20 protein-coding genes and 1 tRNA gene are annotated in these 25,636 nt (G+C 70.6%); 9 read left to right on the top strand and 12 right to left on the bottom strand.

What is annotated here, in order from left to right:
• Positions 1–2 precede the first annotated feature (2 nt).
• Positions 3–1,286, bottom strand: coding sequence for a peptidoglycan-binding protein (locus ACFYZE_RS17045; RefSeq protein ID WP_388993895.1), 1,284 nt, complete (start codon positions 1,284–1,286; stop codon positions 3–5).
• A 240-nt stretch (positions 1,287–1,526) separates the two neighbouring features.
• On the opposite strand from ACFYZE_RS17045, the gene ACFYZE_RS17050 reads away from it, so the two are divergent.
• The 3 genes from ACFYZE_RS17050 (at position 1,527) to ACFYZE_RS17060 (ending at position 6,297) form a co-directional block, all read left to right on the top strand.
• Positions 1,527–1,600: transfer RNA gene (locus ACFYZE_RS17050), tRNA-Lys, on the top strand.
• A gap of 825 nt (positions 1,601–2,425) precedes the next feature.
• Entirely contained in the window at positions 2,426–4,363 is a 1,938-nt protein-coding gene (locus tag ACFYZE_RS17055; protein WP_388993898.1) for a glycosyltransferase family 2 protein, read from the top strand.
• A complete protein-coding gene (locus tag ACFYZE_RS17060) occupies positions 4,360–6,297 on the top strand; it encodes a galactose oxidase-like domain-containing protein (RefSeq protein WP_388993901.1) in 1,938 nt (645 codons plus the stop codon). Before ACFYZE_RS17055 ends, ACFYZE_RS17060 begins: the two co-directional genes overlap by 4 nt.
• 99 nt (positions 6,298–6,396) lie before the next feature.
• Here ACFYZE_RS17060 and ACFYZE_RS17065 read toward each other — a convergent pair whose 3' ends face one another.
• The 6 genes from ACFYZE_RS17065 to ACFYZE_RS17090 form a co-directional block, all read right to left on the bottom strand.
• The gene (locus ACFYZE_RS17065; protein WP_388993904.1) at positions 6,397–7,422 is read right to left on the bottom strand and encodes a glycoside hydrolase family 6 protein; all 1,026 of its coding nucleotides are present in this window, start codon (positions 7,420–7,422) and stop codon (positions 6,397–6,399) included.
• Between the two features lie 55 nt (positions 7,423–7,477).
• Positions 7,478–8,143 (bottom strand): class F sortase, encoded by a 666-nt coding sequence (locus ACFYZE_RS17070; RefSeq protein ID WP_388993907.1) that lies wholly within the window; start codon positions 8,141–8,143, stop codon positions 7,478–7,480.
• A 3-nt stretch (positions 8,144–8,146) separates the two neighbouring features.
• Positions 8,147–8,899 (bottom strand): hypothetical protein, encoded by a 753-nt coding sequence (locus ACFYZE_RS17075; protein ID WP_388993910.1) that lies wholly within the window; start codon positions 8,897–8,899, stop codon positions 8,147–8,149.
• A 130-nt stretch (positions 8,900–9,029) separates the two neighbouring features.
• Positions 9,030–9,809 carry an HAD-IIA family hydrolase gene (locus tag ACFYZE_RS17080; protein WP_388993912.1) on the bottom strand — a complete coding sequence of 260 codons (780 nt, stop codon included), beginning with the start codon at positions 9,807–9,809 and terminating at the stop codon, positions 9,030–9,032.
• An 80-nt stretch (positions 9,810–9,889) separates the two neighbouring features.
• Positions 9,890–10,810: a hypothetical protein gene (locus ACFYZE_RS17085; protein ID WP_388993915.1), complete on the bottom strand. Its 921-nt coding sequence runs from the start codon at positions 10,808–10,810 to the stop codon at positions 9,890–9,892.
• A 346-nt stretch (positions 10,811–11,156) separates the two neighbouring features.
• Entirely contained in the window at positions 11,157–12,296 is a 1,140-nt protein-coding gene (locus ACFYZE_RS17090; protein ID WP_388993918.1) for an ROK family transcriptional regulator, read from the bottom strand.
• Positions 12,297–12,352: 56 nt separating this feature from the next.
• Between ACFYZE_RS17090 and ACFYZE_RS17095 the strand changes: the two genes are divergently transcribed.
• Positions 12,353–13,438: a Gfo/Idh/MocA family oxidoreductase gene (locus ACFYZE_RS17095; RefSeq protein ID WP_388993921.1), complete on the top strand. Its 1,086-nt coding sequence runs from the start codon at positions 12,353–12,355 to the stop codon at positions 13,436–13,438.
• Positions 13,435–13,902 (top strand): heme-degrading domain-containing protein, encoded by a 468-nt coding sequence (locus ACFYZE_RS17100; protein WP_388993924.1) that lies wholly within the window; start codon positions 13,435–13,437, stop codon positions 13,900–13,902. Before ACFYZE_RS17095 ends, ACFYZE_RS17100 begins: the two co-directional genes overlap by 4 nt.
• A 105-nt stretch (positions 13,903–14,007) precedes the next feature.
• Here ACFYZE_RS17100 and ACFYZE_RS17105 read toward each other — a convergent pair whose 3' ends face one another.
• The 4 genes from ACFYZE_RS17105 to ACFYZE_RS17120 form a co-directional block, all read right to left on the bottom strand.
• A complete protein-coding gene (locus ACFYZE_RS17105) occupies positions 14,008–14,865 on the bottom strand; it encodes a fumarylacetoacetate hydrolase family protein (protein ID WP_388993927.1) in 858 nt (285 codons plus the stop codon).
• Between the two features lie 156 nt (positions 14,866–15,021).
• Positions 15,022–15,732 carry a membrane protein insertase YidC gene (gene yidC / locus ACFYZE_RS17110; protein WP_388993930.1) on the bottom strand — a complete coding sequence of 237 codons (711 nt, stop codon included), beginning with the start codon at positions 15,730–15,732 and terminating at the stop codon, positions 15,022–15,024.
• Between the two features lie 147 nt (positions 15,733–15,879).
• Complete coding sequence (locus tag ACFYZE_RS17115) at positions 15,880–16,191, bottom strand: DUF6412 domain-containing protein (RefSeq protein WP_388993933.1); 312 nt, start codon at positions 16,189–16,191, stop codon at positions 15,880–15,882.
• Between the two features lie 37 nt (positions 16,192–16,228).
• A complete protein-coding gene (locus tag ACFYZE_RS17120) occupies positions 16,229–16,762 on the bottom strand; it encodes a winged helix-turn-helix transcriptional regulator (RefSeq protein WP_388993936.1) in 534 nt (177 codons plus the stop codon).
• Between the two features lie 158 nt (positions 16,763–16,920).
• Between ACFYZE_RS17120 and ACFYZE_RS17125 the strand changes: the two genes are divergently transcribed.
• Positions 16,921–18,321 (top strand): MFS transporter, encoded by a 1,401-nt coding sequence (locus tag ACFYZE_RS17125; protein WP_388993939.1) that lies wholly within the window; start codon positions 16,921–16,923, stop codon positions 18,319–18,321.
• Between the two features lie 127 nt (positions 18,322–18,448).
• Here ACFYZE_RS17125 and ACFYZE_RS17130 read toward each other — a convergent pair whose 3' ends face one another.
• Positions 18,449–19,261 carry a class E sortase gene (locus ACFYZE_RS17130; RefSeq protein ID WP_388994399.1) on the bottom strand — a complete coding sequence of 271 codons (813 nt, stop codon included), beginning with the start codon at positions 19,259–19,261 and terminating at the stop codon, positions 18,449–18,451.
• A 361-nt stretch (positions 19,262–19,622) separates the two neighbouring features.
• Between ACFYZE_RS17130 and ACFYZE_RS17135 the strand changes: the two genes are divergently transcribed.
• The 3 genes from ACFYZE_RS17135 to ACFYZE_RS17145 all read left to right on the top strand — a co-directional run bounded on the left by ACFYZE_RS17135 (position 19,623) and on the right by ACFYZE_RS17145 (position 25,632).
• Positions 19,623–21,095 (top strand): beta-1,6-galactanase, encoded by a 1,473-nt coding sequence (locus tag ACFYZE_RS17135; RefSeq protein ID WP_388993942.1) that lies wholly within the window; start codon positions 19,623–19,625, stop codon positions 21,093–21,095.
• A gap of 104 nt (positions 21,096–21,199) precedes the next feature.
• The gene (locus ACFYZE_RS17140) at positions 21,200–22,210 is read left to right on the top strand and encodes a hypothetical protein (RefSeq protein WP_388993943.1); all 1,011 of its coding nucleotides are present in this window, start codon (positions 21,200–21,202) and stop codon (positions 22,208–22,210) included.
• 272 nt (positions 22,211–22,482) lie between these two features.
• Positions 22,483–25,632, top strand: coding sequence for a DUF3427 domain-containing protein (locus ACFYZE_RS17145; protein ID WP_388993946.1), 3,150 nt, complete (start codon positions 22,483–22,485; stop codon positions 25,630–25,632).
• Positions 25,633–25,636: the final 4 nt, after the last annotated feature.

The raw sequence follows: 25,636 nt of genomic DNA on the forward strand, positions 1-25,636 counted from the left end.
CGTCAGGAGAAGAGCCGTCGCCAGGTCTCCGGCCCCGGGAAGCCGTCGGCCCCACGGCCGCTCCAGCCCTGGGCGCGCTGGAAGGCCTCCACGTTCCGCCGGTCGGCCTCGCCCCAGCGCGCGTCGGGACCGTCGGTGTAGTGCGCGCCGAACCCCTTTTCGACCAGCTTCCGGCCCAGCAGGGCGACGTGCGGGTTGTCCGCCCCGGGGCGGAACAGGTCCCGGCCCGGGTAGTCGGGCGCCTGCGGCGCGGGGGCGCTCCGCAGGGCGCGGGCGCCGACTCCGTCGACGGACCGGCCGGGAGTCGCGATCACCGGGCGTTTGCCGCCCGTCCCCGACGCCGGTTGCGTCGAGTCGCCGGGACCCGGCAGTCCGGGGGCACCAGGGACACCCGGAACCGGGGAGACGCCCGGAACGCCGGGGACCCCGGAGACTTCTGGAGCACCGGGGACACCGGGAACGCCCGAGACGCCGGGCACCCCGGGAACGGTCGGCCCGGGGATCGGCGCTTCCTTGCCCTGGGTGCTCTCCTTGGTCTCGGTGATGTTCTTGTAGCGGTAGGGCACATAGCGGCCGGAGTTCGACCAGTACGCGTACGGGGTGACCTTGCGGCGAGCGCCCGGCGGGGTCTCCTCGTAGGCGATGTAGTCCGTGTGCTTGTAGTCCGACCAGCCGCCGAAGATGACGACGTGCGAGCCCTTCTCCGGATTGTCGGGATTATGGAAGAGGAGAATGTCACCCGGCTGCAGCTGCTCCTTGGTGATGCGCACGCCGAACTTGTCGAGGCTGCCCGTCCATTCGTTGGAGCCGAGGTTCCAGGCCATCGAGACGAAGCCGGAGCAGTCCTGCCGGTAACCGTCGGACCAGTAGTCGTCCATGCTGTACGGGACCCGGGCGTCGATCCACTTCTTGGCCCGGTTGATGATGTCGGCGCGGGTCGTCGTGGCCGCAGCGGTCAGGTTCGGACCGCTGGCCGGGCCGTGCAGTGGCGCGGTCTTCCCCTGCGGGGTGTCCTGAGGCTGGTCACTCGCGGGCACGAACGGCACGGACGGCACAGGTGGTCCGGGCTGGGCGGGCGGCGCGTGGGTGGCAGCGACGGCGGGCATCGCCTGGACCATGCCCAGCGCCGTGCCCGTGGCGGCGACCAGCGCCAGGGCCGTGCGAGCCGGCGGGCGGCGGGATCCCCCGACGACGGAGGAAGGGGGGACGACGCGGCGCCGGCGCACACAGCCGGGGCAGTCGCAGTCATCCATGGGTTCGAATTCCTCGAATACCGGTGTCTCCATGCGACGTCCCTCACACTCCCTGTCGGCATTCGGGGGAATTTGCGCCGTTAGTCGTCTTAGTCCTCTTTTCTGCACATTCGTCAGTTACCCATGCGCACCGGGAAAGCACAGGGTGACGGGCCGAATGATGTAAGCGAAGTCATTCGCACGGGTACCGGTCCCTCCGGACGGAGGCCTCCTCGAACCCTGGGGTGGTCAGCAGCACCGTCCGGCGTCGGGTAGAGTTCTCCGGGTCAGCAGGCGCCGCTAGCTCAGTTGGTTAGAGCAGCTGACTCTTAATCAGCGGGTCCGGGGTTCGAGTCCCTGGCGGCGCACGATGGCGATGGCGAGGCGTGTTCGCGGAAAGCGCGAACCGGTCTCGCCATCTCTGTTTTTGCGCGGCTTCGCCGCGCGTTGTGGGGGCTTCGCCACCCACACCCCCATCCAGGTCCGTCCGCCTCCCCGCCCCGCGAGTACGGCACCCCTCTGCAGGTCCGTCCGCCTCGCCGCCCAGCCGGTACGGCACCCTCCCGGCCGCCCCCGGTACGGCACCCTCCCGGCCGCCCCCGGTACGGCACCCTCCCGGCCGCCCCTCGCGGTCCCCGCCCAACGCATACCGCGCTCCCGTCAGGTCCGCCCGCGGTCGCACGGCCCGGCACTGAGGTACCCCCTCCCGCACCCGCCACGGTCGCCCCTCCGGCGCACCGGCACCCCCGCTGCGGTGCCACCGTTCCGCCCCGTGGGCCAGGCGGAGCCGGTGGCGCCGTATGGAACCACTTCCTCAACATCCGTGAACGAGTGGCCGCAACCGCACCACAAGGCACCAAGAAACTACCCATTGAGTCGGTATGACCTGTAAACACCGCGTTTCGCATCTTGCGATCAAGCCGGACGCCGTAGAACCCTGGGCTGCAAGGGACTGCCGTTGCATGGCAGTTGGGGGTAGGGACCGGTTGCCAGGCACGGGGATGGGGGCCCCGCAGAAACGGACGCCGAGGGGGGCGTCATGCAACCGGAAGGTCGCTCTTCGTGTCGATATCGTGTAGATGACGCGGTGACGCCGACCTGTCACTGATTCGTCCGCCAAGGTCGAGGGGGACCAAAAGCGGGCGAAAGCCAGCAAAAACACACACGCACCTGTGCGTGCGGGGGGATGACTCATGACGTCGACGCCGACGGGCGCCCGGCAGGACTTCGACCCGTCAGAGACGACCCGGCTCAGGGTGGTGTCGCACCGAACGGGCCACACCGGCACCATCCACCGGATCAAACGGACACTGCCCAGATACGACTACGAGCACTACAGCCGGCTGGCGGGTCCTCTCACCGAACCCGACCCGACCAAGCCGTACAAGGTCCAGTACCGCTCGCTGCTCTCCCAGGAGCCGCACCGCATCCGCGCCGCCCTCATGCTGGGCGCCGCGCCGCTGCTGTCGCTGATCCTGCTCGCCTGGCTGCTGCAGCCCGAACACTGGACCGAACGCGACTATCCCGCCTACGACTTCCTGCCGGCCCTCGACATCGTGATGCTGGTCTCGATCGGCCTGATCGAGTTCTTCCGGTGCATGAACGTACTGTCGAACGCGCACGCCACCCTGGTCGCCCGCGACCCGGTCCCGGTGGTGCCCGAGACCGGCAGCAGAGTCGCGTTCATCACCACCTACGTGCCCGGCAAGGAACCGCTGTCGATGGTGACGAAGACCCTGGAGGCCGCCGTCCGGCTGCGCCACCGGGGCCTTCTGCATGTCTGGCTCCTCGACGAGGGCGACGACCCCGAGGTGAAGCGGGTCTGCGAGCGCCTGGGTGTGCACCACTTCACCCGCAAGGGCGTCGAGAAGTGGAACCGGCCCACGGGAGCGCACCGCGCGAAGACCAAGCACGGCAACTACAACGCCTGGCTGGAGGCGCACGGTGACGACTACGACTACTTCGCCTCCGTCGACACCGACCATGTGCCGCTGCCCAACTACCTCGAGCGGATGCTCGGTTACTTCCGTGACCCGGACGTGGGATTCGTCATCGGCCCGCAGGTGTACGGCAACTACGACACCTTCGTCACCAAGGCCGCCGAGTCGCAGCAGTTCCTCTTCCACGCGCTGATCCAGCGCGCCGGCAACCGCTACGGCGCACCCATGTTCGTCGGCACGTCCAACGCCGTGCGGATCAGCGCCCTGAAGCAGATCGGCGGTCTGTACGACTCGATCACCGAGGACATGGCGACCGGGTTCGAGATGCACCGCCACCGCAACCCGGCCACCGGAAGGAAGTGGAAGTCGGTCTACACCCCGGACGTGCTCGCGGTCGGCGAGGGCCCGGCCGCCTGGACCGACTTCTTCACGCAGCAGCTGCGCTGGTCGCGGGGCACGTACGAGACGATCCTCAAGCAGTACTGGAAGGGCTTCTTCTCACTGCCGCCCGGCAGGCTCTTCAACTACACCATGATGATCATCTTCTATCCGATGTCGGCCCTCAACTGGATCCTCGCGGCGCTGAGTTGCGCCCTGTTCCTGGGCATCGGCGCATCGGGTGTGAACATCGACCCGACGGTCTGGCTGATGCTGTACGGCAACGCGTCGGCCCTCCAGATCGGCCTGTACATCTGGAACCGCCGGCACAACGTCTCCCCGCACGAGCCGGAGGGCTCCGGCGGTGTGGCGGGCATGGTGATGTCGGCGCTTTCCGCGCCGGTGTACGCCCGCTCGCTCATGGACGCGGTGCTGCGCCGCAAGAGCAGGTTCGTGGTGACCCCCAAGGGCGATTCGGCCAGCCCCGACACGTTGTTCGGGACGTTCCGGATCCACCTGTTCTTCATCCTGGTCTTCGGCGGCTCGATCGTCGCCGGTCTCCTCCTCGGCCACTCCCACCCCGCGATGATCACCTGGGCCGCGCTCGCACTGCTGATCACGGCCTCACCGATCGTCGCCTGGCGCTGGACCCTGCGGCAGGCGAAGAAGAAGCCGGCCGCGGCGGACGAGCCGCAGGACACCGCGGTGACACCGCACCAGCCCACCGGGACGCACACACCGGGGCAGCGGCCCGTCCTGGCCGGACACGACGACCAGACCATGCAGATCGCTCTCGGGGGACGCAAGAAATGAATGACCAGGCCGGCCGCCGTCGCGCTCGACGGCTGGCGCTCGGCACGGCGGTGGTCCTCGCGCTGGGCGGAATGAACGGCCCGTGGCTGTACCGCTTCGGGACGGCGCAGTACCACGACTACGTCATCAACAAGCCCGAGTACAAGGCGGAGAACGGGCACTGGCAGATCGTCGAGTTCCCCAAGGAGTACCGCCAGGACACCATCCACGCGGTGCTGCTGCACACCGGCAAGGTGCTGATGATCGCCGGGTCGGGCAACAGCCAGGAGAACTTCGACAAGAAGCAGTTCGACACCCGGATCTGGGACCCGGTCAAGGGCACCATCAAGAAGGTGCCCACACCGAACGACCTGTTCTGCACGGGCCACACCCAGCTCGCGGACGGCAAGATCCTGATCGCGGGCGGCACCAAGCGGTACGAGAAGCTGAAGGGCGACGTCACCAAGGCCGGCGGCCTGATGATCGTCCACAACGAGAACCCGGACAAGCCGATCACCCTGCCCGCGGGCACCGCGTTCAAGGGCAGGGAGAACGGCAAGACCTTCGTGTCCAAGGACCCGGTGCTCGTACCGCGCGCGACGAAGGTCTTCGACAAGAAGACCGGGAAGTTCCTGCGCAACGACCCCGGTCTCGGCCGTATCTACGTCGAGGCGGTCAGGAGTGGGGCGAAGTACGAGACCGGCACCCAGGACAACTACCGCATCCAGGGCCTGACCGGCGCCGACGCACGCAACACCTACGGCATCGCGCAGAAGCTCGCCCTCGACAAGAAGGACTTCCAGGGCATCCGGGACGCCTACGAGTTCGACCCGGTCGCGGAGAAGTACATCAAGGTCGACCCGATGAACGAGGCCCGCTGGTACCCGACGCTCACCACCCTGAGCGACGGGAAGATCCTCAGCGTCTCCGGGCTCGACGACATCGGGCAGCTCGTCCCCGGCAAGAACGAGGTCTTCGACCCCAATTCGAGGAAGTGGACGTACACCCCGAAGATCCGTCAGTTCCCGACCTACCCCGCGCTGTTCCTGATGCAGAACGGCAAGATCTTCTACTCGGGTTCGAACGCGGGCTACGGACCGGACAACGTGGGCCGCGACCCCGGCATCTGGGACGTCGACACCAACAAGTTCACCAAGCTGCCCGGGCTCAGCGACCCGAACATGATGGAGACGTCCGGCACGGTGCTGCTGCCGCCCGCGCAGGACGAGAAGTACATGGTGATCGGCGGCGGCGGGGTCGGCGAGTCCAAGCTGTCCAGCAGGAAGACCCGGCTGATCGACCTCAAGGACAGCAGTCCGAGGTTCGTCGACGGCCCGTCCCTGGAGAAGGGCACGCGCTACCCGCAGTCCTCCGTCCTGCCCGACGACACGGTGCTCGTCTCGGGCGGCTCGGAGGACTACCGGGGCCGCAGCGACTCCGACATCCTCCAGGCGCGCATCTACCACCCGGACAGCAACACCTTCCAGCGGGTCGCCGACCCGCTGGTGGGCCGCAACTACCACTCGGGCTCGATCCTGCTGCCCGACGGGCGGGTGATGTTCTTCGGTTCGGACTCGCTGTACGGCGACAAGGCGAACACCAAGCCGGGCAAGTTCGAGCAGCGGGTCGAGATCTACACGCCGCCGTACCTGTACCGGGACGGCCGGCCGTCGCTGTCGGGCGGGCCGCAGACCATCGCACCGGGCGCCTCCGGGACGTACACCTCGCAGCACGCGTCGGTGATCCGGAAGGTGCGGTTGATCCGGCCGAGTGCGTCGACGCATGTCACGGACGTGGACCAGCGGTCGATCGCCCTCGACTTCAAGGCGTCCGGGGACAAGCTCACGGTGACCGTACCGAAGAACCGGAACCTCGTCCTTCCGGGCTGGTACATGCTGTTCGCCGACGACGACCAGGGGACGCCGTCGGTGGCGCAGTGGGTCAAGGTGCCGTAGCTCGTACGCAGACGGGGGCGCCCTCCGCCACGGAGGGCGCCCCCACTGTCATGGTGGGCACTCCTCGCCGGCGCCGTCAGCCGGCGCCACCGGCCGGCGCTACTTGCTGGCCGTGGCGAGCTTCAGCGCGTAGTCGGCCCACCACTGCCCCGCCTTCGGGCCGCCCTTGCAGGTGCCGTCCGACTCCCCCGGGCGTTTCACCCACAGATAGGCGTCCACCAGCGGGTCCGCCGTCCTCGTCGTCGGGGGCTCGCCCAAGGCCCGGTCCGGTGGGTTGCACCAGCGCTGCTGCGGGTCGCCGTCCGTGTAGGGGCCGTTGCCGTTGCGGCTGGTGTCGACCACGAAGTGCTTGCCGCCGACCTTCGCCGACAACTGCTTGCCGTAGGCGATCGAGTCCTCGGTCGAGTAGAAGTTGGAGACGTTCACCGCGAAGCCGTCCGCCTGGTCGACGCCCGCCTGCTTCAACGGCTGAAAGATCTCGTCCGGGTGCTGCCAGCCCGCGTTGCCGGCGTCCAGGTACACCCGCGTGTTGCTCAGCGCCTTCAGCTTGGTGATCGCGCCCTTGAGCAGGTCGTAGCGCTCCTCGTGGAACTGGTCCGGTGTGCACCCGTCCACCATGTGCAGGACGGCGTCCGGCTCGAGGACCACCGTCGTGTGCCGGTCCCCGATACCCCGGGCCACGCCGTCGATCCACGCCCGGTAGGCGTTGCCGTCGGCCGCGCCGCCCTGCGAGAACTGGCCGCAGTCGCGGTGCGGGATGTTGTAGAGGACCAGGATCGCCGTACGGTCCGCCTTCTCGGCGGCCTCGGTGAAGCCCCGCGCCTCCGCCTCCGGGTTCTCCGGGCCGATCCACTCCCCCGTCGGCTGCTCGGCGATCTTCCTGATCTGGTCCGCCTCCGCCGACCTCCCGGCCTTCTCGTACGCGGTGACCTGCCGTGCCGCGTTCCCGTCCGGGTTGACCCAGAACGGGTCCGACGCCTTCGGCTGCTGGGTGATCCTGCCACCCGAGCCGCCCTTCTCGTCCTCGCCCCCGCCCCCGGAAGAGGAACACCCGGTCAGCAGCAAGGCGGCTCCCACCGCGGCCACCGCGGCGACGCGTGCCCCCACACCCCTCGTCCCGTACATCCAACTCCCCCTTGGCTGTACCGCGTTCCGCACCAATCGTGACATACCCGCCGCGTCACGGTGAGCCACTCGTGAGGTACGCCGACACGATCACGTTGGCCGAGTAGGAGTCGCTCGCCTTGTCGTAGGTGCCGCCGCAGGTGATCAGCCGCAGCTCGGCCCGGCCGGGTTCGCGCTGCCCGTAAGCCTGCCGGGCGTCGAAGTGGTCACGGGAGAGCACCTCGACGCTCTCGACGGTGAACTCGGCGACTTTGCCGTCGTCGCGGACCACCCGCACCGCTGCGCCCGGCCGCAGGGTGCCGATCCGGTAGAAGACGGCGGGCTTGCTCCGGGTGTCGACGTGCCCCACGAACAGCGCGGTCCCGGCGGCCCCCGGGGTCACCCCGCCCTGGTACCACGCGACCACCCCCGGCTCGTCGAACGGCGGCGGGTCGACGGCACCCTGCGCGTCCAGTCCGCGCGCCACCACCGGTGCCTGCACGCTCAGGTCGGGGATGTCGACGCGCAGCGGCAGGGCCTGCTTCAACGGCGTCGCGGCAGATGGAAGTTGTGCCGTCGGGGGGCGCCCGACGGCGGCCATGTCGCCGGTCGTCGGCGCGGAGATCCCCGGGCGTACGTCGGTGACCTCGCGGCCCCACATCCACAGCCCGAGCAGCAGGATCACCCAGGCGACGCCCATCAGCAGGCGACCGGTACCGCAGGAACGTTCATGCCCGGACATGGCTCACTCCGTGCCACGGCCCCGGCGGGCACCGCGCGCGACGACCACGACACCGGCGACGCCCGCGAGGACCAGCCCGATCACCGCGTGCCGCAGACCGGGCACCGCGACCCGGGGGTCGTCGGAGGAGGCGCCCGACGTACCGCCGCCGCCCGCGTGCACCGGCGCGACCGGGGATGAGGGGAAGGACGGGGAGAAGGGGGACGAGGGGGAAGAGGGCCGGGAGAGCGGGGAGGGGGCGGACGGCGAGGTCGTGGGGGCCGGTGACGGGGCCGGTGACGTCGTACCGGCGGCTGCGTACGGCGTGGGAGCGGCGGGCGCGGACGCCGCGAGGCTGTCCGGCGCGACGGCGGTGGACGGCGGAGGGCTGTCGGGCGCGACGGCGGTGGACGGCGTCGCGCTGCCCGGTGCGGGCGCCGTCGGGCCGGCCACGGTGAGCGCGTCCCTGATCTCCCGGCCGTCGCAGCCGACCGTCACCTGGTACCGGCCCGGCGCCAGGGCCGAGCGGACCCGGGTCTCGCCGGAGAGCGTGCCGTCGCCCCCGACCAGCCGTGCCTGAGCCACGAACGCGTCCGACTCCGCGGTGCCTGTCGTGCTCGTGCCCGGGCAGCCCCGTACGGCCAACCGGACATCGCTGCCCGGCGCGGGGAACGCGGGGGTCAGGACGACGCCCTGCGCGTCCGCCGCGTACGCCGCGGGCGTGAGGGCGCCCGCGACGACGGCACCCGCACAGAGGGTGAGCCGTAGTGAACCCATCGTGAACCTCCCGATACCAGGAGGCTCCCCCGTCGGACACTCCGGCGCATCCGGACGGGACCCTCGACTACTCCGTACGAGGGGCGGGTCCTGCGCCGTCCGGGCCGATGGGCATGGGCTGCCCGGCGCGTCAGACCCGGTCCACGAGGTCCGCGATCGAGTTCACGACGTGGGACGGGCGGAACGGGTAGCGGTCGATGTCCTCCACCGTGGTCAGCCCGGTGAGCACCAGGAACGTCTGCATGCCGGCCTCGATGCCGGCCAGTACGTCGGTGTCCATCCGGTCGCCGATCATCGCGCTGGTCTCGGAGTGCGCCCCGATCGTGTTCAGACCCGTCCGCATCATCAGCGGATTCGGCTTGCCCGCGAAGTACGGCTTCTTGCCGCTCGCCTTGGTGATCAGTGCGGCGACCGCTCCGGTGGCGGGCAGCGGCCCCTCGGTGGACGGGCCGGTCTCGTCGGGGTTGGTGCAGATGAACCGGGCGCCGTCCTTGATCAGCCGGACCGCCCTGGTCATCGCCTCGAAGGAGTAGGTGCGGGTCTCGCCGAGGACGACGTAGTCGGGCTCGTGGTCGGTCAGGATGTAGCCGATGTCGTGCAGCGCCGTGGTCAGGCCGGCCTCGCCGATCACGTACGCGGTCCCGCCGGGCCGCTGGTCGTCCAGGAACTTGGCCGTGGCCAGCGCCGAGGTCCAGATGTTCTCCACCGGCACGTCCAGACCCATGCGACGCAGCCGGGCGTGCAGGTCGCGCGGGGTGTAGATCGAGTTGTTGGTGAGCACGAGGAAGGGCTTGCCGGACTCGCGGAGCTTCTTCAGGAAGGCGTCGGCGCCGGGGATCGGAACACCTTCGTGGATGAGCACGCCGTCCATGTCGGTGAGCCATGACTCGATGGGCTTGCGCTCTGCCATGTGCGATCTCCTGCCGTACGCAAGGGGAACCGGGGACTCCGGGGACGCCGGAAGACGGTGCGCCCGGGGCCCCAGCGTAATCACGGCCGGTCGGCCTTCCTCCCGCCGGGCACGGCGTTCCGCGTGCGGGCCCGGCGGTGCCACCGGTACAGCAGCAGGGGCAGGCCCGCGGCCAGGAGGCCGCCCGCCGTCAGGAGCAGCCCGCCGGCCATCGTGCCGAGGCCGCGCGGCGCCCGGGGGCCGGTGTCGGCGAGCGCCTCGGAGGCCGGACTGCGGCGGGGGGCGGGCGAGGGGGACGTCGGTTCCGGTTTCGTCCGGGCGTCGGCCTCGATGCCGAACCGGTAGTCGTCCGACTGGCCGACCCAGTCGCCGTTGTCGCCCTGCCGCCGCACGATCGCGGCGGTCGCGACGACCTCGTCCTGCGGGGTTCCGGAGGCGAACGCGAGCCGCACCTTCACGCTGAGGGTCCGGCCCGGGGCCACGGTGAAGCCGGGGAAGCCGTCGTCGAAGGGGCCGACCAGTTCCTGCCGGTCGGTTCGTTCGAAGGTGACGGGGTGTGGGTGGCCGCCCTCGAAGAACTCCAGTTGGGCCTGGGCTGCCGTCAGCGCCCGGCGGGTGTCGACGAGGACGAGTACCGGGTGGATGCTGCCGCAGGTCTGCGCGGACGTGTTCTTCAGGTCGATGTACCAGGTGTGGGCGGCACCACCGGCCGCGTAGGTCCTGGGCCCGCCACGGATGCGGGCGGTGAGGGGGAAGGTGTGCTGGTCCCGCCCGGAACAGGTGGGCCCCGGGCCGACGGGGAGCGCGGCGGCGGGCGCCTGGAGGAGGAGCATGGCGGCGGCGAGGGCACAGGGCAGGAGCAGGACCAGGGGGACGCGGAGGGCCAGGCGGGCCAGTCCGGCCCGCCGGGGCGAGCGGGACCCGTGGGGCAGGCGGGAGAGCGGGCAGGAGAGCGGGCGGGAGTGCTCTCCGGGGCGCCGAAGCGGTCGAGAGTGTCGCATGAAGATATGACCGGACAGGTGGGGTGACCCCAGAGCGCGCCACGCCCTCAGAGCCGGAGCAGGTGGCCCAAGTCCCCCCGATCAGCGCAGTCGCCGACGCAGCCGCCGGACCTGCGGGCGGGTGCCTGGGGTCAACATTCCACCGGCCCTGAAGTCACCCTTCCGCCCGCTCCAACACCCCGGCCACCCCGGCTCACCCTCCTCCCGCCGGAACGCCCCGGCGCGCCCGTTCGCCCGCCGGAACGCCCCGGCTCACCTCGGTCCGTCCGCCCGAACTCACCGGCTTACCCCGTCCGCCCGCCCGAACACCTGGGCTCACCTCGTCCGTCCGCCCGAACGCCTGGGCTCATCCCTCCGCCCGCCCGAACAAGGGCGCGAGCAGCAACTGGGCCGCGCCCTCCGCCACGCCGCGCGCCCCTCCGGGAGCGATGACCACCGGTACGCCCGCCCTCGCGCCCTCGCGCAGGGCGCGTGCGTCGAGGACGGCGCCCACCCCTCGGACGAAGGACTCCGGGTGCGCGGCGACGGTACGGCCGCCGAGCAGGATCAGGTCGATGTCGAGCAGTCCGGCCAGGTTCGCGGCGCCCACGCCGAGGACGCGTGACGCCTCGGCCACGTCGCCGCGCGCGACGGCGGCGAGGCAGAGCGCCTCCACGCAGCCCCGGTTTCCGCACCCGCACGGCGGCCCGTCGAGCTGGATCACCTGGTGCCCGAACTCCCCCGCCCCGGTCCGGGCGCCCCGGTGCACGGCGCCGCCGATCACCAGCCCGGCGCCGAGTCCGGTCCCGAGGTGCAGATAGGCGAACGACGCGTCCGCCGTCTCGGCCGCCCCGCCGAGGGCGAGCCCGAGCGCGGCGGCGTTGGTGTCCTTGTCGACGACCACGGGCAGCGCCAGCCGCCGGGCCAGCGCCTCCCGCAACGGGAACCCGTCCCACTCGGGGAACCCGGTGACCCGGTGCAGCACACCGTGCCGGTGGTCGAGCGGGCCGGGGAGAGCGACCCCGAGGCCGAGCACGGCCACGTCGCCCACCAGTCCCTCGACCTCACGGGCCGCCTCCTCGACCACGGCCTCCACCCCCGCGCCCAGGTCCAGCGGGACCCGCCGCTCCGCGACCACCGCTCCGGTGAGCTCGCACAGCACGGCCCGCAGTTCGTCCCGGTCCAGGTGCAGCCCCACGGCGTGCCCGGCGCCCGGTACGAGCCGCAGCACCGTGCGCGGCTTGCCGCCCGTCGAGGCACGGCGGCCCGCCTCCGCCACGAGCCCGTCCGCCCGCAGCCGGGCAGTGATCTTGCTGACGGCCTGCGGGGTCAGCCCGGTCCGCTCCGCGAGCTCGAGCCGGCTGATCCCGGACTCCCCGGCCGCCCGCAGCAGATCCAGCACCAAGGCCGTGTTGTGGCTGCGCAGGGCGAGCAGGTTCACCCCGCTCGCCGCAGTCCCTCCGCCATGCCCGCCGTCTCCACCCGGTCCCGCGTACGTCCTGTTCACGCCTCCATTCTCCCCGGCGCTTGCACTTTGGCAACAGTGTTGCGAAAGTGGGGCGCATGACTGGCACAGCCCCTGGTACTGACACCCCCCTCCGCGTGGGCCTGGTCGGCTACGGCCTCGCGGGCTCCGTCTTCCATGCCCCACTGATCGCCGCCACCGAGGGCCTGGTCCTCGACACGGTCGTCACCTCGAACCCGGAGCGGCAGCAGCAGGCCCGCGCCGAGTTCCCGGACGTGCGCCTCGCCGCCACCACCGACGAGCTGTGGCCGCGCGCCGGCGAACTGGACCTGATCGTCGTCGCCTCGCCGAACAGGACGCACGTCCCGATCGCCTCCGCCGCCCTCGAGGCGGCCCTGCCGGTCGTGGTAGACAAACCGGTCGCGGGCACGGCGGCCGAGGCGCGCGGGCTGGCGGCGCTGGCCGAGGAGCGGGGCCTGCTGCTCTCGGTCTTCCAGAACCGCCGCTGGGACAACGACTTCCTGACGCTGCGCAAGCTGCTGGCGGAGGGCGAGCTGGGCGACGTCTGGCGCTTCGAGTCCCGCTTCGAGCGCTGGCGCCCGAAGCCCAAGGGCGGCTGGCGGGAGTCCGGCGACCCCGCAGAGATCGGAGGTCTGCTGTACGACTTGGGCAGCCATGTCGTCGACCAGGCGCTGGTCCTCTTCGGTCCGGCCGCCGCGGTGTACGCCGAGTCGGACGTCCGCCGTCCTGGCGCGGAGGCGGACGACGACACGTTCATCGCGCTCACGCACACCAGCGGCGTCCGCACCCACCTGTACGTCTCCGCGACGGCCGCCCAGCTCGGCCCCCGCTTCCGGGTCCTGGGCTCGCGGGCGGGATACGTCAAGTACGGCCTGGACCCGCAGGAGGCGGCCCTGCGCGAGGGCCTGCGCCCCGGCCCGGAGTGGGGACAGGAGCCCGAGTCCCTGTGGGGCCGCGTCGGTTCCGGAGAGTCCCCGCTGACCGGCGGCGGCCGCCCGGAGCCGACCCTGCCCGGCGACTACCCGGCGTACTACGCGGCGATCGCGAAGGCCCTGCGCGAGGGCGGCCCGAACCCGGTGACGGCCCTGGAGGCGGCCGAGGCCCTGGACGTCCTGGAGGCCGCGCGACGCTCGGCCCGCGAGGGCGTGGAGGTGAAGCTGTGACCACCGTGACGCCCGAGATCCCGGAACTCGAGGAGCAGGAGCGTCGTCTGACGCTCACTCGGTTCACGTACGACGACGCCTGGCGGCTGGGCACGCTGCTGGTGGAGCTGGCGCGGGCCCGACAGGCCCCGGTGGCCATCGACATCCGCCGCGGCGGCCAGCAGCTCTTCCACGCGGCACTGCCCGGCTCGGCGCCGGACAACGACGCCTGGATCGACCGCAAGCGACGCGTGGTCGAACGCTACGGCTGCTCGTCGCTGCTGGTCGGCTCCCGCTTCCGCGCCAAGGGCACGACGTTCGAGGACTCCTCCCGCCTCGACCCCGACGTGTACGCGGCCCACGGCGGCTCCTTCCCGATCAGGGTGGAGGGAGCCGGGGTGATCGGCACGGTGACGGTGTCGGGACTGCCGCAGGTGGAGGACCACCGGTTGGTGGTCGAAGCGTTGGAGCAGTTCAAGATCTAGGGGTTGAGGGGCGCCCCTGAAGGGGCACGGGGAACTGCGCGACCAGCCGACGGCGGCCCGCGGTCGACGAACCGCCGCAGTTCCCCGGCCCTCCCGGCGGAGCGTCTACGCGTCTTTCAGCTCCTGCCGCTGACGTCCGAGTCCTTCGATCTCCAGCTCGACCACGTCCCCGGCCCGGAGGAACGGCTTCGGCTCGGGCCGCCCCAGCGCAACCCCCGCCGGCGTACCGGTGTTGATGACGTCACCGGGATACAGGGTCATGAACTGGCTGACGTACCGCACCACTTCGGCGACCGGGAAGATCTGCTCCGCCGTGGTCCCGTCCTGCTTCAGCTCCCCGTTGACCCAGAGCTTCAGGGAAAGGGTCTGCGGATCCGGCACCTCGTCCGCCGTCACGAGCCAGGGCCCGAGCGGGTTGAACGTCTCGCAGTTCTTCCCCTTGTCCCACGTCCCCCCGCGCTCGATCTGGAACTCGCGCTCGGAGACGTCGTGCGCGACGGCGTACCCGGCGACATGTGCCAGCGCCTCCTCGTGGGATTCCAGATAGCGGGCGGTCCGTCCGATGACGACCGCCAGCTCGACCTCCCAGTCGGTCTTGGTGGACCCGCGCGGCACGAGCACCGTGTCGTTGGGCCCGACCACCGTGTCCGCCGCCTTGAAGAAGATCACCGGCTCGGCGGGCGGCTCGGCACCGGTCTCCCGGGCGTGGTCGTGGTAGTTCAGCCCGATGCAGACGATCTTGCCGATCCGGGCGAGCGGCGGCCCGATGCGCAGCCCGGTGGGGTCCAGCTCGGGCAGCTCACCGCTCCCCGCCGCGGCGCGGATCCGGCCGAGCGCCACGTCGTCGGCGAGCAGCGGCCCGTCGATGTCCGGGACGACACCGGACAGGTCCCGCAGGATTCCCTCGGCGTCGAGCAGCGCGGGCCGCTCCGCCCCCGCCGTACCGACTCGCAGCAGCTTCATGGTCACAGTCTCCCTAGATCGCGGGCAGCCGCCGAAGGGTGCGGCCAGGCCAGGCCGGTGCACAGCCATCGGAGGACTGGTCGATCCTCCAAGGTCGGCGGTCAGTCCGCAATACCCCGTTCACGGACTGGGACCGCCGACGACCGCCCCGCGCGCTCAGCGGTACAGCACCGCCCGCTCCACGGCGCTCCACGTCGTACTGGTGACCACGTACAGTGCGGCGGCCAGCGGCACCACCGCCACGGTGACAACAGTGAAGAAGGACAGGAACGGCACGGCCTTGGTGACCGTGCCGAGCCCGGGCACCTGCTCCTCGCCGCTCGGCTGGACCGGGTTCTCGGCCATCGTCCGCTTCGTACGCCGGTAGTTGAAGGTGGCGACGGCCGCGACGAGTGCGAACAGCCCGAGGTAGACGAGCCCGGCCGGCCCGAGCAGCCCACCGTGGGCGAGGGCGTCGGCCCACCGGTCGCCGAGCGGGGCGGCGAACAGCGCGTGGGCGAGCAGATCGTTGGCCGCGCCGCCGATCGTCGTGGTCGAGAACAGGTGGTACAGCAGGAAGAAGGCGGGCAGCTGCAGGAGGCTCGGCAGCAGGCCGGACAGCGGGGAGACCTTCTCCTCCGCGTGCAGGGCGAGCACCGCCTTCTGGAACTTCTCCGGGTCCTTCGCGTGCTTCTTCTTCAGCTCGGTGATCCTCGGCTGCAGCCGGGCGCGTGCCTGCTGTCCGCGCGCGGCGGCGCGGGAGAGGGGATGGACCAGGAGTCGTACGAGCGCGGTGAACAGGACGATCGCGGCGGCCGCGGCGAAAGTGTGGAAGAGCGGCTGGAGCAGGTCGGCGAGATGCTCGACCAGGTGGGCGAAAACGGACATGAACGCGGACAAGGGTGAGCCCTCCGGGGTCTCGTCGTGCCGGGGTGGGATGGGGACGGTGTCGGCATGACGACCCGCGCGGGGTCACGGACGTACGGGAGAGACGTACGGAAGGGCCGTACGGGAGACGTACGAGGAGGACGTGCCCTACGCGGCGGTCGCCGGGAGGGCGCGCCCCGGTGCCCGCGGTCGCGTACGGCCCGGGGCGTCGGGGTCCCGTTGCGGCAGGAACGCCGTACGGTGCTCCCGGTCCCGTATCGCCGTACGCACCCGGGTCGGCGGTACGGCGGGCACGCTGCGGGCGGCGATCAGCGCGCAGACGGCGAGGGCGGAACCGGCGGCGGCGGTCGCGGCGAACGCGACGGCGGCGTAGAGGCCGCCGGCGTCGAGGAGCGCGACCTCGAGCAGCAGGAGCAGCAGCACGGCGGCGGGGCGCAGCTGCGCCCAGCTCCGGATCATGTGCACCCCTCCCCCAACTCGCTTGCGCTCACTGCCTTTATACAGGCTCGATCTCGAGCGGTTGCAGCATCCTCTTCGGCTTCAGCAGCGCCCGGCTGACCGGATCGGCCGGGTCCGGATCGAGCCCGGGTCCCGGGAACATGACGACGTCCCCAAGGGGCACGACGGTTCCGCAGTCGGGGCATTCACCGTACGACCCGAGTTCCTTGTCCGTGCCGCAGGTCGCGTGCCGGAAGACGCGCGTTTGCGTTTCGGAGTAGTGCTCGCGCCCCCACCTGCCCAGCGCCCGCAAGGCGGGCCACAGGGCGATGCCCCGGTCGGTGGGGACGTACTCGTCGCGCGGCGGCGAGTCCTGGTAGCGGCGCTTCTCGAGGATGCCCTCGGAGGTCAGGGTCTGGAGGCGGGCCGCGAGGACGGCGCGCGGGATGCCGAGGTGGACGAGGAAGTCGTTGTAGCGCCGTACGCCGTAGAGCGCGTCGCGCACGACGAGCAGCGTCCAGCGCTCGCCGATGATCTCCAGCGCACGGGCGATGGAGCACTCCTGCGTCGCGTAGTCCTTGCCGAGAGCCATGAGCTCACTGTAGCGAGTTTCCGACGCATGAGTTCAGTCACCGAACCGACTTTCCGAAAGCTTGGTTCAATGACCGAACCGATGCTGCTAGCGTCGCCTCAGCACCAAGGTTCAATGACCGAACCTTACGATCCGACCCCGCCCCGGAAGGGCAGGCCATGCCACAGCTGCAACGCACCGGACCCACCACCGCGGGGCCCCGCACCTCCCCCGCCGCGCACGAGCCCCCGCGAGCGACCGCCACCCTCGCCCTGACCAGCGCGGCCACGGCCGTGGCGCTGATGACGTACACCGCGCCGGCGGTCACGCTCCCCGCCACCGTCGCCGCCCTGCACACCCCGCTGTCCGCGCAGGCCTGGCTGCTCAACGGCACCCCGCTCGGCCTCGCCGCGCTGCTCCTGGTGGCCGGCAGCCTCGCCGACGACTACGGCCGCCGGCGGATCTTCGTGGCCGGCACGGTCGCCCTCGGCATCACCACCGTGCTCGGCGCCTTCGCGACCTCGACATGGCTGTTCACGCTGTTCCGTATCGCGCAGGGCGCGGCGAGCGCGGCGCTCCTCGCCAGCAGCCTCGGCCTGATCGTGCAGGCCTTCCCGACCCCGCGCGGCCGGCTGCACGCGACGGGGGTGTGGGGCGCGTTCGTCAGCGGAGGCATCGCGGTGGGACCGCTGGTCGCGGGGGCGCTGCCCGGCTGGCGCCTCGCGTACGGGGTGCTGGGCGCCGCGGCGCTGATCGTCGCGGCCCTGTCCACCCGGGTGCTGACGGAGTCCCGCGCGCCCCGGGGCGGCCGGCCGGACCTGGCGGGCGCCCTCGTCTTCAGCCTGGCCCTCGTCTCCCTGGTGGCGGCGCTGACGCTGGGCCGGGACGGCTGGCTGCGCACACCGGTGGCGCTGCTGCTGGCGGCGACCGTGGTCCTGATGGCGGCCTTCGCCCTCATCGAGCACCGCACCCGCACCCCGATGATCGATCTGTCCCTGCTGCGCCGTCCGCGCTTCCTCGGTTCCGCCGCGGGCGGTCTGTTCACGGGCCTGGCGGTGATCGGCCTGTTCACCTTCCTGCCGACGCTGCTCCAGCGGACGCTGGGCCTGAGCCCGATGGCCACGGCGTGGCTGTTCCTGCTGTGGTCCGGGCTGTCCTTCGTGGTCGCGCTCCAGGTCAAGCGGCTGCCGGGTCGCGTGGCGCCCCGCCACCAGCTGGCCCTCGGTTTCGCGCTGCACGCCGTCGCCGTCCTGACGCTGCTCGGCGCCGTGGGCTCCGGTTCCTGGACGCGCGTGCTGCCGGGCCTGGTGATCGGAGGCGTGGGCAGCGGCCTGCTGAACGCCGCGCTCCCTCTGGTCGCCGTGGAGTCGGTCCCCGCCGAGCGCGCGGCCATGGGCTCGGGCGCCCAGCAGACGTTCCGCTACATCGGCTCCTGCGCGGGCGTGGCCCTCACCATCGCCCTGGCCACATCGGGCGGCCCCGCCTCACTGGCGCACGGGGCGAACGTCGCCGCGGTCGTCTCGGCGGGCCTGGCGCTCGTGGGCGCGGTCGCTGTCCTGGCGCTGCGGGAACGGGCGTGAGGGCTCCGTGGATCACGGACCGGCGTGAGGACTCCGTGGATCACCGGGCCGGCGTGAGGACTCCGTGGATCACCGGGCCGGCGTGAGGACTCCGTGGATCACCGGGCCGGCGTGTGGACTTCCTGGATCACCGGGGCCGCATGGACAGGAGCTTGCCCCACACCACCAGCCGGTACCGGGAGGTGTACTCGGGCGTGCAGGTGGTGAGGGTGATGTAGTACCCCGGGTCGTCGTACCCGTAAGCGGGCTCGACGACCGAGCGCGGCACGGGCCGTACGACGCCCGAGTCGCGGGCGAAGGTCTCGGGCAGGAGCTGGTCGACCGCGTACGTGTACACGGCCGCTCCGGTCTCCACCTCGACAAGGTCCTTGACCCGCAGCCGGTTCAGGTACCGGAACGGCTCCCCGTGCGTGTTCCGGTGCCCGGCGACGGCGAAGTTCCCGGCCTGGCCCGGCTGTTGGGTGCCCGGGTAGTGGCCGACGTATCCCTTGTTCAACACCTCCGCCTTGCCCACGCCCTCGGCGACGGGAACGCGGAGGTGCAGACGCGGGATGACGAGCACGGCGTAGGCCTGGGAGCGGCCGGGACTCGGCTGCCGGAAGCCCCCGCCCTGCGGGCCGCCGCCTTCACGCCGCGCACCGGAGGAGGCCGACGCGCCGGAACCGTCCCCGGCCCCGCCGGTCTCCACGCCGGCGGTCGCCGCCGCCCCCGCGCTCGCCGCCGTACCGGTGGTCGCCGCCGTTCCCCACTCCCGCTCCAGGGCCTCCACCTTCCGCTCGGCCCCCTGCCGGGCCTCCCGGTTGGTCCACCACACCTCGTGCACGACGAGCAGCAGAAGCACCAGGCCGACGGTGACGAGGAGTTCCCCACCGGTCCACAGCGCACGCCGGCGGAGGGCACGGCACCGCCGGGTGCGGTGCACGACGACGGAAGCCCGCAGAGCCCGCACGCGTACGCCTCCTTCGCCGGGGTCCCCGCCGCGCGGCGGGGTGCGCGCCGCCGCGGGCCGCCCGCACCATAGAAGAGGCGCCTTCAAGTCACCAGGCCCATACGCCCGGTGTACTCCCTTTCCCGCCCCCTCCCCGTCCCTCCCTCCCCTCCGTCCCCCTCCTCTCCCTCCCGTCCGTCGCCCTCCCCTCCGTCCTCCGCTCCCGCTTCATCTACTGGTTTTAGAAAGGGCCGTCAGAACCCTCGACAACCCCACGGGCCACACCCGATCCTTCCTGTTGCATCCAGCGGAACCGGTCGAACGCCGAGGGGACGACCCGGCGTTCGGGCGGCACGGAGAGGCGGAGAAGGCCATGATCCGACGCAGAACCCTGCTGGCCGCCGCGGGCGGCACGTTCCTCGGCAGCGCCCTGGCGACCGGCACCGCGCACGCGGACGCGACCATCGCGGTCAACCCGGGCACCACGTACGGGAGCTGGGAGGGCTGGGGCACCTCTCTGGCCTGGTGGGCGAACGTCTTCGGCGCGCGGGACGACTTCGCCGACATCTTCTTCACCACCAAGTCGGTGTCGTACAACGGCAGGACGCTCCCCGGCCTTGGCCTGAACATCGCCCGCTACAACCTCGGCGCGTGCAGCTGGAACAGCGTGGGCGGCGCATCGATGGTCGCCTCTCCCAACATTCCGTCCTTCAAGCAGATCGAGGGCTACTGGCAGGACTGGAACAACGAGGACCCGACCTCCTCGGCCTGGAAGTGGACGGCGGACGCGACCCAGCGCGCGATGCTGGTCAAGGCGACCCAACGCGGCGCGATCAGCGAGCTGTTCGCCAACTCGCCCATGTGGTGGATGTGCCTGAACCACAACCCCTCAGGCGCCTCCGACGGCGGCAACAACCTGCAGTCCTGGAACCACCGCCAGCACGCCTCCCACCTGGCCTCCGTGGCCCTCTACGCCAAGAACAACTGGGGCGTGAACTTCACGACGGTCGAAGCCTTCAACGAGCCGTCGTCGGGCTGGTGGAAGGCGGACGGCACCCAGGAGGGCTGCCACATGGACGCGTCCGTGCAGTCGGCCGTCCTGCCGTACCTGCGCAGTGAGCTGGACAAGCGGGGCCTGACGGGCACGAAGATCTCGGCGTCGGACGAGACCAGCTACGACCTGGCGCGCACGACGTGGGGCTCCTTCAGCTCGACCACGAAGGGCTACGTCAACCGCGTCAACGTCCACGGCTACCAGGGCTCCGGCGGCCGCAGGGACCTCCTCTACACGGACGTGGTGAAGACGTCGGGCAAGGCCCTGTGGAACTCGGAGACGGGCGACGGCGACGCCACCGGCCTCACGCTGGCGAGCAACCTGCTCCTCGACTTCCGCTGGCTGCACCCGACGGCGTGGGTGTACTGGCAGGTGATGGACCCGACGGCGAGCTGGGCGATGATCGCCTACGACGCGAGCACGCTCCAGCCGGGCGCGGTGCAGACGAAGTACTACGTGATGGCGCAGTTCAGCCGCCACATCCGCCCCGGCATGACGATTCTCGACACAGGGGTCGACTACGCGGTCGCGGCCCTGGACAAGTCGGCGAAACGCCTGGTGATCGTGGCGGCGAACAAGTCCACCTCCGCCCAGACCCTGACCTTCGACCTCTCCCGCTTCACGACGGTGACGGGCGGCACGGGCGGCGTGGTCCCGCGCTGGAACACGGTCACGGGCGGCGGCGACCTGTACACGGCACACTCGGACACCTACCTGAGCGGCAAGACGCTGAGCGTGCCGTTCGCGGCGGGCGCGGTGCAGACGCTGCAGGTGGACGGGGTGGTGGCGTGACACCCGGAAAGTAACCCCTCGAGGTGACCCTCGCGGGAGACCAGCGCCACCCCTGGCCTGCGAATCTCTCCTGTATGTCAGCCGTCGGCAGTACGGTGTCCCCCATGCGCCCCGACACGCCTGCCGAGAACGTCGACCACAACGCCGAAGCAGCACGCCTGGAGCGGACTGCCGGCCTGTATCCCGAGGACGCGGAACACCTGCTGCTGCAGGCCGCGGCCCACCGGGAACTGGCCGGCGACCGCCCCGGCGCGACCGCGCTGTACGACCGCCTGCTGTCCTCCGGCGAGCCGCTGGAGAACCCCCACCTGGTACGCGCCCTGAAGGCGTCCAACCTGTGGGAGTACGACCACGAGGCGGAAGCCCGGGCGATCATCGAGGGAATCCGCACGGCCGCCCCGAGGCACCCGGCCCCCTGGGTGATCGTCGCGGAGTCCCTGGAGTCGCACGACGAGCTCGAGGCGGCCGAGAAGACGTTCACGGAGGGCCTGCGGCTCCTGGTGGGCGACGGCACGGAACCCCCGCAGTCCACGCACCCCCTCCTCTACGGCCGCCACCGCGTCCGCCGCATGCTGGGCGCGCCCCACGACGACTGGGACGCCCTGGCGGACACGGTCCACTCCTCCTCCATCACCCTGGACGAACTGCACGACCCGAATCGCATCTGGACCCTGGGCTCGAACAACCCGGCGGAACTGAAGGCGGAGATCACCCGCCTGCGAGCGGAACTGGGCGCCTACCGGGAGGCCCTGTCCCGCCCGTTCCCGGTGGCGGTCCTGCACTGGCCGGCGGGCGAGCTGGCGGAGCTGGTGGCGATGTATCCGTCGCTGAACGTTGAGTACCCCTCCCATGAGGAGCACCTGGCGACGATAGAGGGCTCACTGAGGGAACTGGCGGCCTCCGGGACGGGGAACCTGGGGATCGTGTCCGGGACGGTGCCGTCGTACGAGGCCTTCGCGGCGTCGGAGGGCGCGTCACCGGGGGATACGGCCCTGCTGCCGCAGTACGCAACGATCTTGGCCGCACGGGGGCGGGCTGTGGCTTGGCCGCCGGAGCGGGGGGATGGGTGCTGGTGTGGGTCGGGGCGGGCGTATGAGGGGTGCCACGGGGTCTAGGTCCGCGCTCTCCGGTCCGGCAACACCGCAATTGGCGGGTTTGTGCCACTTACCGCTCTGACAAGGCCTGTTCGGATCCGTGCAGGGTGGCTCAAACCCACCAATTGCCGCTCCGGCAATCACTCAGCCGCGACCGCGCAGGACGGAACTCGCTCCGAAGACGATCAACATTCGGCACGACACCTTCGAGTGTCGGTAGTTCCTGTTAGAACAGACCCCCTATCAACGCGAGCGATCGCGCAGACACGCCACGAGGGATCAAAGGAGCAGTCGTGGGGGAATCGGGGGGCCTGCCGCAGCCGGTCGCGGGTGTCTATGAGCAACTCATCACCCAAGACCTGCAGGACCGTATAGGGCGCCTGGCAGCCGCAGGCTGGAAGGCCATCGATGCCGAGGTCAGCGAAGCGTCAGCACCCCACGTGCTGGCCCGGTACATCGGCGAGGCCGTGGGACGCCGGCTGAGTCAGCTGCCGCAGAAGAAGCAGGTGGCCGCCGCCAACGAGATCATGCGGGCGCTGGCTGCCAGCGCCCCCGACCCGGACGAGGACCAGGCCGGCAGCGCCATCGCTGATGGCCCCCGGCAGCTCTTGGCCCTGGCCGAGCAGGAGGCGCCCGGGGTGTTCGCCATCCGCCCCCTTACGCCCCTGTCCGAAACGGCGCTGATCACCAACGCCCCGGATGATCCGAGCCTCGGCGCCGAGTTGAGGGCGGAGCTCGCCACCGCGGACCGGATCGACCTGCTGTGCGCGTTCGTGAAGTGGTACGGCATACGGGTTCTCGAGGACTCGCTGCGTGCCGCGAAGGAGCGTGGCGTCCCGATCCGTGTCATCACGACCACCTACATCGGGGCCACCGATCGGTACGCCCTTGACCGCCTGGTCCGCGAATTCGGTGCCGAGGTGAAGGTCAACTACGAGATCCGGTCCACGCGTCTGCACGCCAAGGCCTGGTTGTTCCGGCGCAACACCGGCTTCGACACGGCTTACGTGGGCAGCTCCAACCTGTCGAAGGCTGCACTGCTCGATGGTCTGGAGTGGAACGTACGGCTGTCCTCGGTGGCCACCCCGCGGGTGCTCGACAAGTTCGAGGCGACCTTCGACGCCTACTGGGCCGACGCTGCGTTCGAGGCCTACGACCCCGACCGGGACGGCGAACGGCTCGCCGAGGCGCTGGCCCAGGCCGGCGGCACCGGGTCGGCCGGAGAGCTGAAGATCAGCCTGTCCGGCCTCGAAGTGCACCCCCTCCCGCATCAGAAGGACATGCTGGAGCGCCTCCGGGTCGAGCGTGAGATCCGCGACCGTCATCAGAACCTGCTGGTCGCGGCTACCGGCACCGGCAAGACCGTCATGGCCGCCCTGGACTACCGGAGTATGCGCGACAAGTTCGGCGGAGCGCTTCCGCGACTGCTCTTCGTCGCCCACCGCAAGGAGATCCTGCGGCAGTCCCTACGGACCTACCGCGAGGTGCTCGACGACGCCTCCTTCGGCGAACTGCTTTACAACGGACAGGAACCCCGCGACTGGACGCACGTCTTCGCGAGCGTCCAGTCCCTCAACCTCCGGCGACTGGAGCAGTTCGCCCCCGAGCACTTCGACGTCATCGTCATCGACGAGTTCCACCATGCGACCTCGGACACGTACCGACGGGTCATCGAGCACTTCCAACCTGCCGAACTGCTCGGCCTCACGGCGACCCCAGAGCGGATGGACGGGCTCAATGTGCAAGACGAGTTCTTCGGCGGCCGTATCGCCGCCGAGCTGCGGCTGTGGGAAGCCCTCGAGAACGATCTGCTGTGCCCCTTCCACTACTTCGGGCTCCCGGACGGCACGGATCTGACCAACCTCGCCTGGCGATCCGGCACTTACGACCGGGACGCGCTGGGCGACCTCTACACGGGTGACCATGCGCGTGCTCGTATCGTCATCAAGCAGGTCAAGGACAAGATCGCCAACCCGGCGACGATGCGAGCGCTCGGTTTCTGTGTGACCAAGGCGCACGCGCATTTCATGGCCCGGTGCTTCCGCGAGGCGGGTTTCCAGGCCGAAGCCCTCGACAGTGACACGGCTCCCGCCCTGCGCGAGCGGACGCTGGAGGACCTCAAGGCGGGACGTATCCAGGTGATCTTCTCCGTCGACCTGTTCAACGAGGGCTTGGACGTACCCGACGTCGACACCTTGCTTCTCCTGCGCCCCACAAACAGCGCGACGGTCTTCCTCCAGCAGCTTGGGCGCGGGCTGCGCCGTACACCGAACAAGCCGGTGCTGACGGTGCTCGACTTCATCGGTCAGCACCGCGCGGAGTTCCGCTTCGAGGAGCAGTTCCGGGCCCTGACCAACCTCTCCCGCAATCGTCTGCTCGACAACATCGAGCGCGACTTCCCCCAGTTGCCCTCCGGCTGCCAGATCATTCTGGAAGGCAAGTCGAAGGACATCGTCCTCGACAACATCCGCACGCAGCTCAAGGCCACCATCACGACACTGGCGAAGGAGGTCAGGGACTACAGCACGCCCAAGCTGGTCGACTACCTGCGCGAGAGCCGCCGGGAGATCAAGGAGCTCTACAAGAGCGACAACTCCTGGACCAAGGTGCTGCGCAAGGCGGGACTCATAGAAGCGGCGGCCCCGTCGGGCGAAGCGGAGCTCCTCAAGCGCGTTCACGCTTTCCTGCACGTCGACGACCCGGAACGGGTCCGGGCGTATCTGCGCCTGCTCGAGCACGACGCGCCGGACTACGACTCCTTGTCCCCAAAGGAACAGGCGTACGCTCGCATGCTCTTCTTCAACCTGTGGGACAACGCGGGGGGCTTCACCAGTTACCAACAGGGGCTCGAGTCACTGCGCACGCAGCATGTGGTCCGCGACGAGCTCCGGCAGGTCCTGACCTACGTCCTCGACGAAGCCGACCACTTCCCCATACCCCTCGACGGCCCACTCGGCCATATCCCGCTGAAGGTACACAGCGCCTACAACCGCTCCGAGGTCCTGGCGGCTCTGGGCGTGGCGCAACTGGGTGGCCAGATGCCCAGGGACTTCGGACAGGGCGTGCGGTGGGTGGAGGAGATCCAGACCGACGCTCTGCTCATCACTCTGGAGAAGAGCGAGCGGGACTTCTCCCCCACGATCCGCTACAAGGACTACGCACTCAGCCCCACCCGCTTCCACTGGGAGTCGCAGAGCACCACACCGGCAAACTCCCCGACCGGATTGCGCTACCAGAACCATGCCAAGCAGGGCAGCCACGTCCTGCTGTTCCTGCGCCGCTACAAGCGCAACAGCATCGGGAAGTCCCAGCCGTGGATGCTCCTGGGCCCCGCCACCTACCACCAGCACACCGGCAGCAAGCCCATGGCGATCACGTGGGATCTGCGGCACGAGCTTCCCGCCGATGTGTGGTCGTACGCGGCTGCGGTCGCCAGCGGCTGAGTGT

The organism is Streptomyces sp. NPDC001796, assembly GCF_042892355.1.
Lineage (GTDB): Bacteria > Actinomycetota > Actinomycetes > Streptomycetales > Streptomycetaceae > Streptomyces.

Excerpts from the sequence above, each read along its gene's own strand:
- ACFYZE_RS17045 (WP_388993895.1), bottom strand. The coding sequence starts at position 1,286 with ATGGAGACACCGGTATTCGAGGAATTCGAACCCATGGATGACTGCGAC.
- ACFYZE_RS17055 (WP_388993898.1), top strand. The coding sequence starts at position 2,426 with ATGACGTCGACGCCGACGGGCGCCCGGCAGGACTTCGACCCGTCAGAG.
- ACFYZE_RS17060 (WP_388993901.1), top strand. The coding sequence starts at position 4,360 with ATGAATGACCAGGCCGGCCGCCGTCGCGCTCGACGGCTGGCGCTCGGC.
- ACFYZE_RS17065 (WP_388993904.1), bottom strand. The coding sequence starts at position 7,422 with ATGTACGGGACGAGGGGTGTGGGGGCACGCGTCGCCGCGGTGGCCGCG.
- ACFYZE_RS17070 (WP_388993907.1), bottom strand. The coding sequence starts at position 8,143 with ATGTCCGGGCATGAACGTTCCTGCGGTACCGGTCGCCTGCTGATGGGC.
- ACFYZE_RS17075 (WP_388993910.1), bottom strand. The coding sequence starts at position 8,899 with ATGGGTTCACTACGGCTCACCCTCTGTGCGGGTGCCGTCGTCGCGGGC.
- ACFYZE_RS17080 (WP_388993912.1), bottom strand. The coding sequence starts at position 9,809 with ATGGCAGAGCGCAAGCCCATCGAGTCATGGCTCACCGACATGGACGGC.
- ACFYZE_RS17085 (WP_388993915.1), bottom strand. The coding sequence starts at position 10,810 with ATGCGACACTCTCGACCGCTTCGGCGCCCCGGAGAGCACTCCCGCCCG.
- ACFYZE_RS17095 (WP_388993921.1), top strand. The coding sequence starts at position 12,353 with ATGACTGGCACAGCCCCTGGTACTGACACCCCCCTCCGCGTGGGCCTG.
- ACFYZE_RS17105 (WP_388993927.1), bottom strand. The coding sequence starts at position 14,865 with ATGAAGCTGCTGCGAGTCGGTACGGCGGGGGCGGAGCGGCCCGCGCTG.
- yidC (WP_388993930.1), bottom strand. The coding sequence starts at position 15,732 with ATGTCCGTTTTCGCCCACCTGGTCGAGCATCTCGCCGACCTGCTCCAG.
- ACFYZE_RS17115 (WP_388993933.1), bottom strand. The coding sequence starts at position 16,191 with ATGATCCGGAGCTGGGCGCAGCTGCGCCCCGCCGCCGTGCTGCTGCTC.
- ACFYZE_RS17120 (WP_388993936.1), bottom strand. The coding sequence starts at position 16,762 with ATGGCTCTCGGCAAGGACTACGCGACGCAGGAGTGCTCCATCGCCCGT.
- ACFYZE_RS17125 (WP_388993939.1), top strand. The coding sequence starts at position 16,921 with ATGCCACAGCTGCAACGCACCGGACCCACCACCGCGGGGCCCCGCACC.
- ACFYZE_RS17135 (WP_388993942.1), top strand. The coding sequence starts at position 19,623 with ATGATCCGACGCAGAACCCTGCTGGCCGCCGCGGGCGGCACGTTCCTC.
- ACFYZE_RS17140 (WP_388993943.1), top strand. The coding sequence starts at position 21,200 with ATGCGCCCCGACACGCCTGCCGAGAACGTCGACCACAACGCCGAAGCA.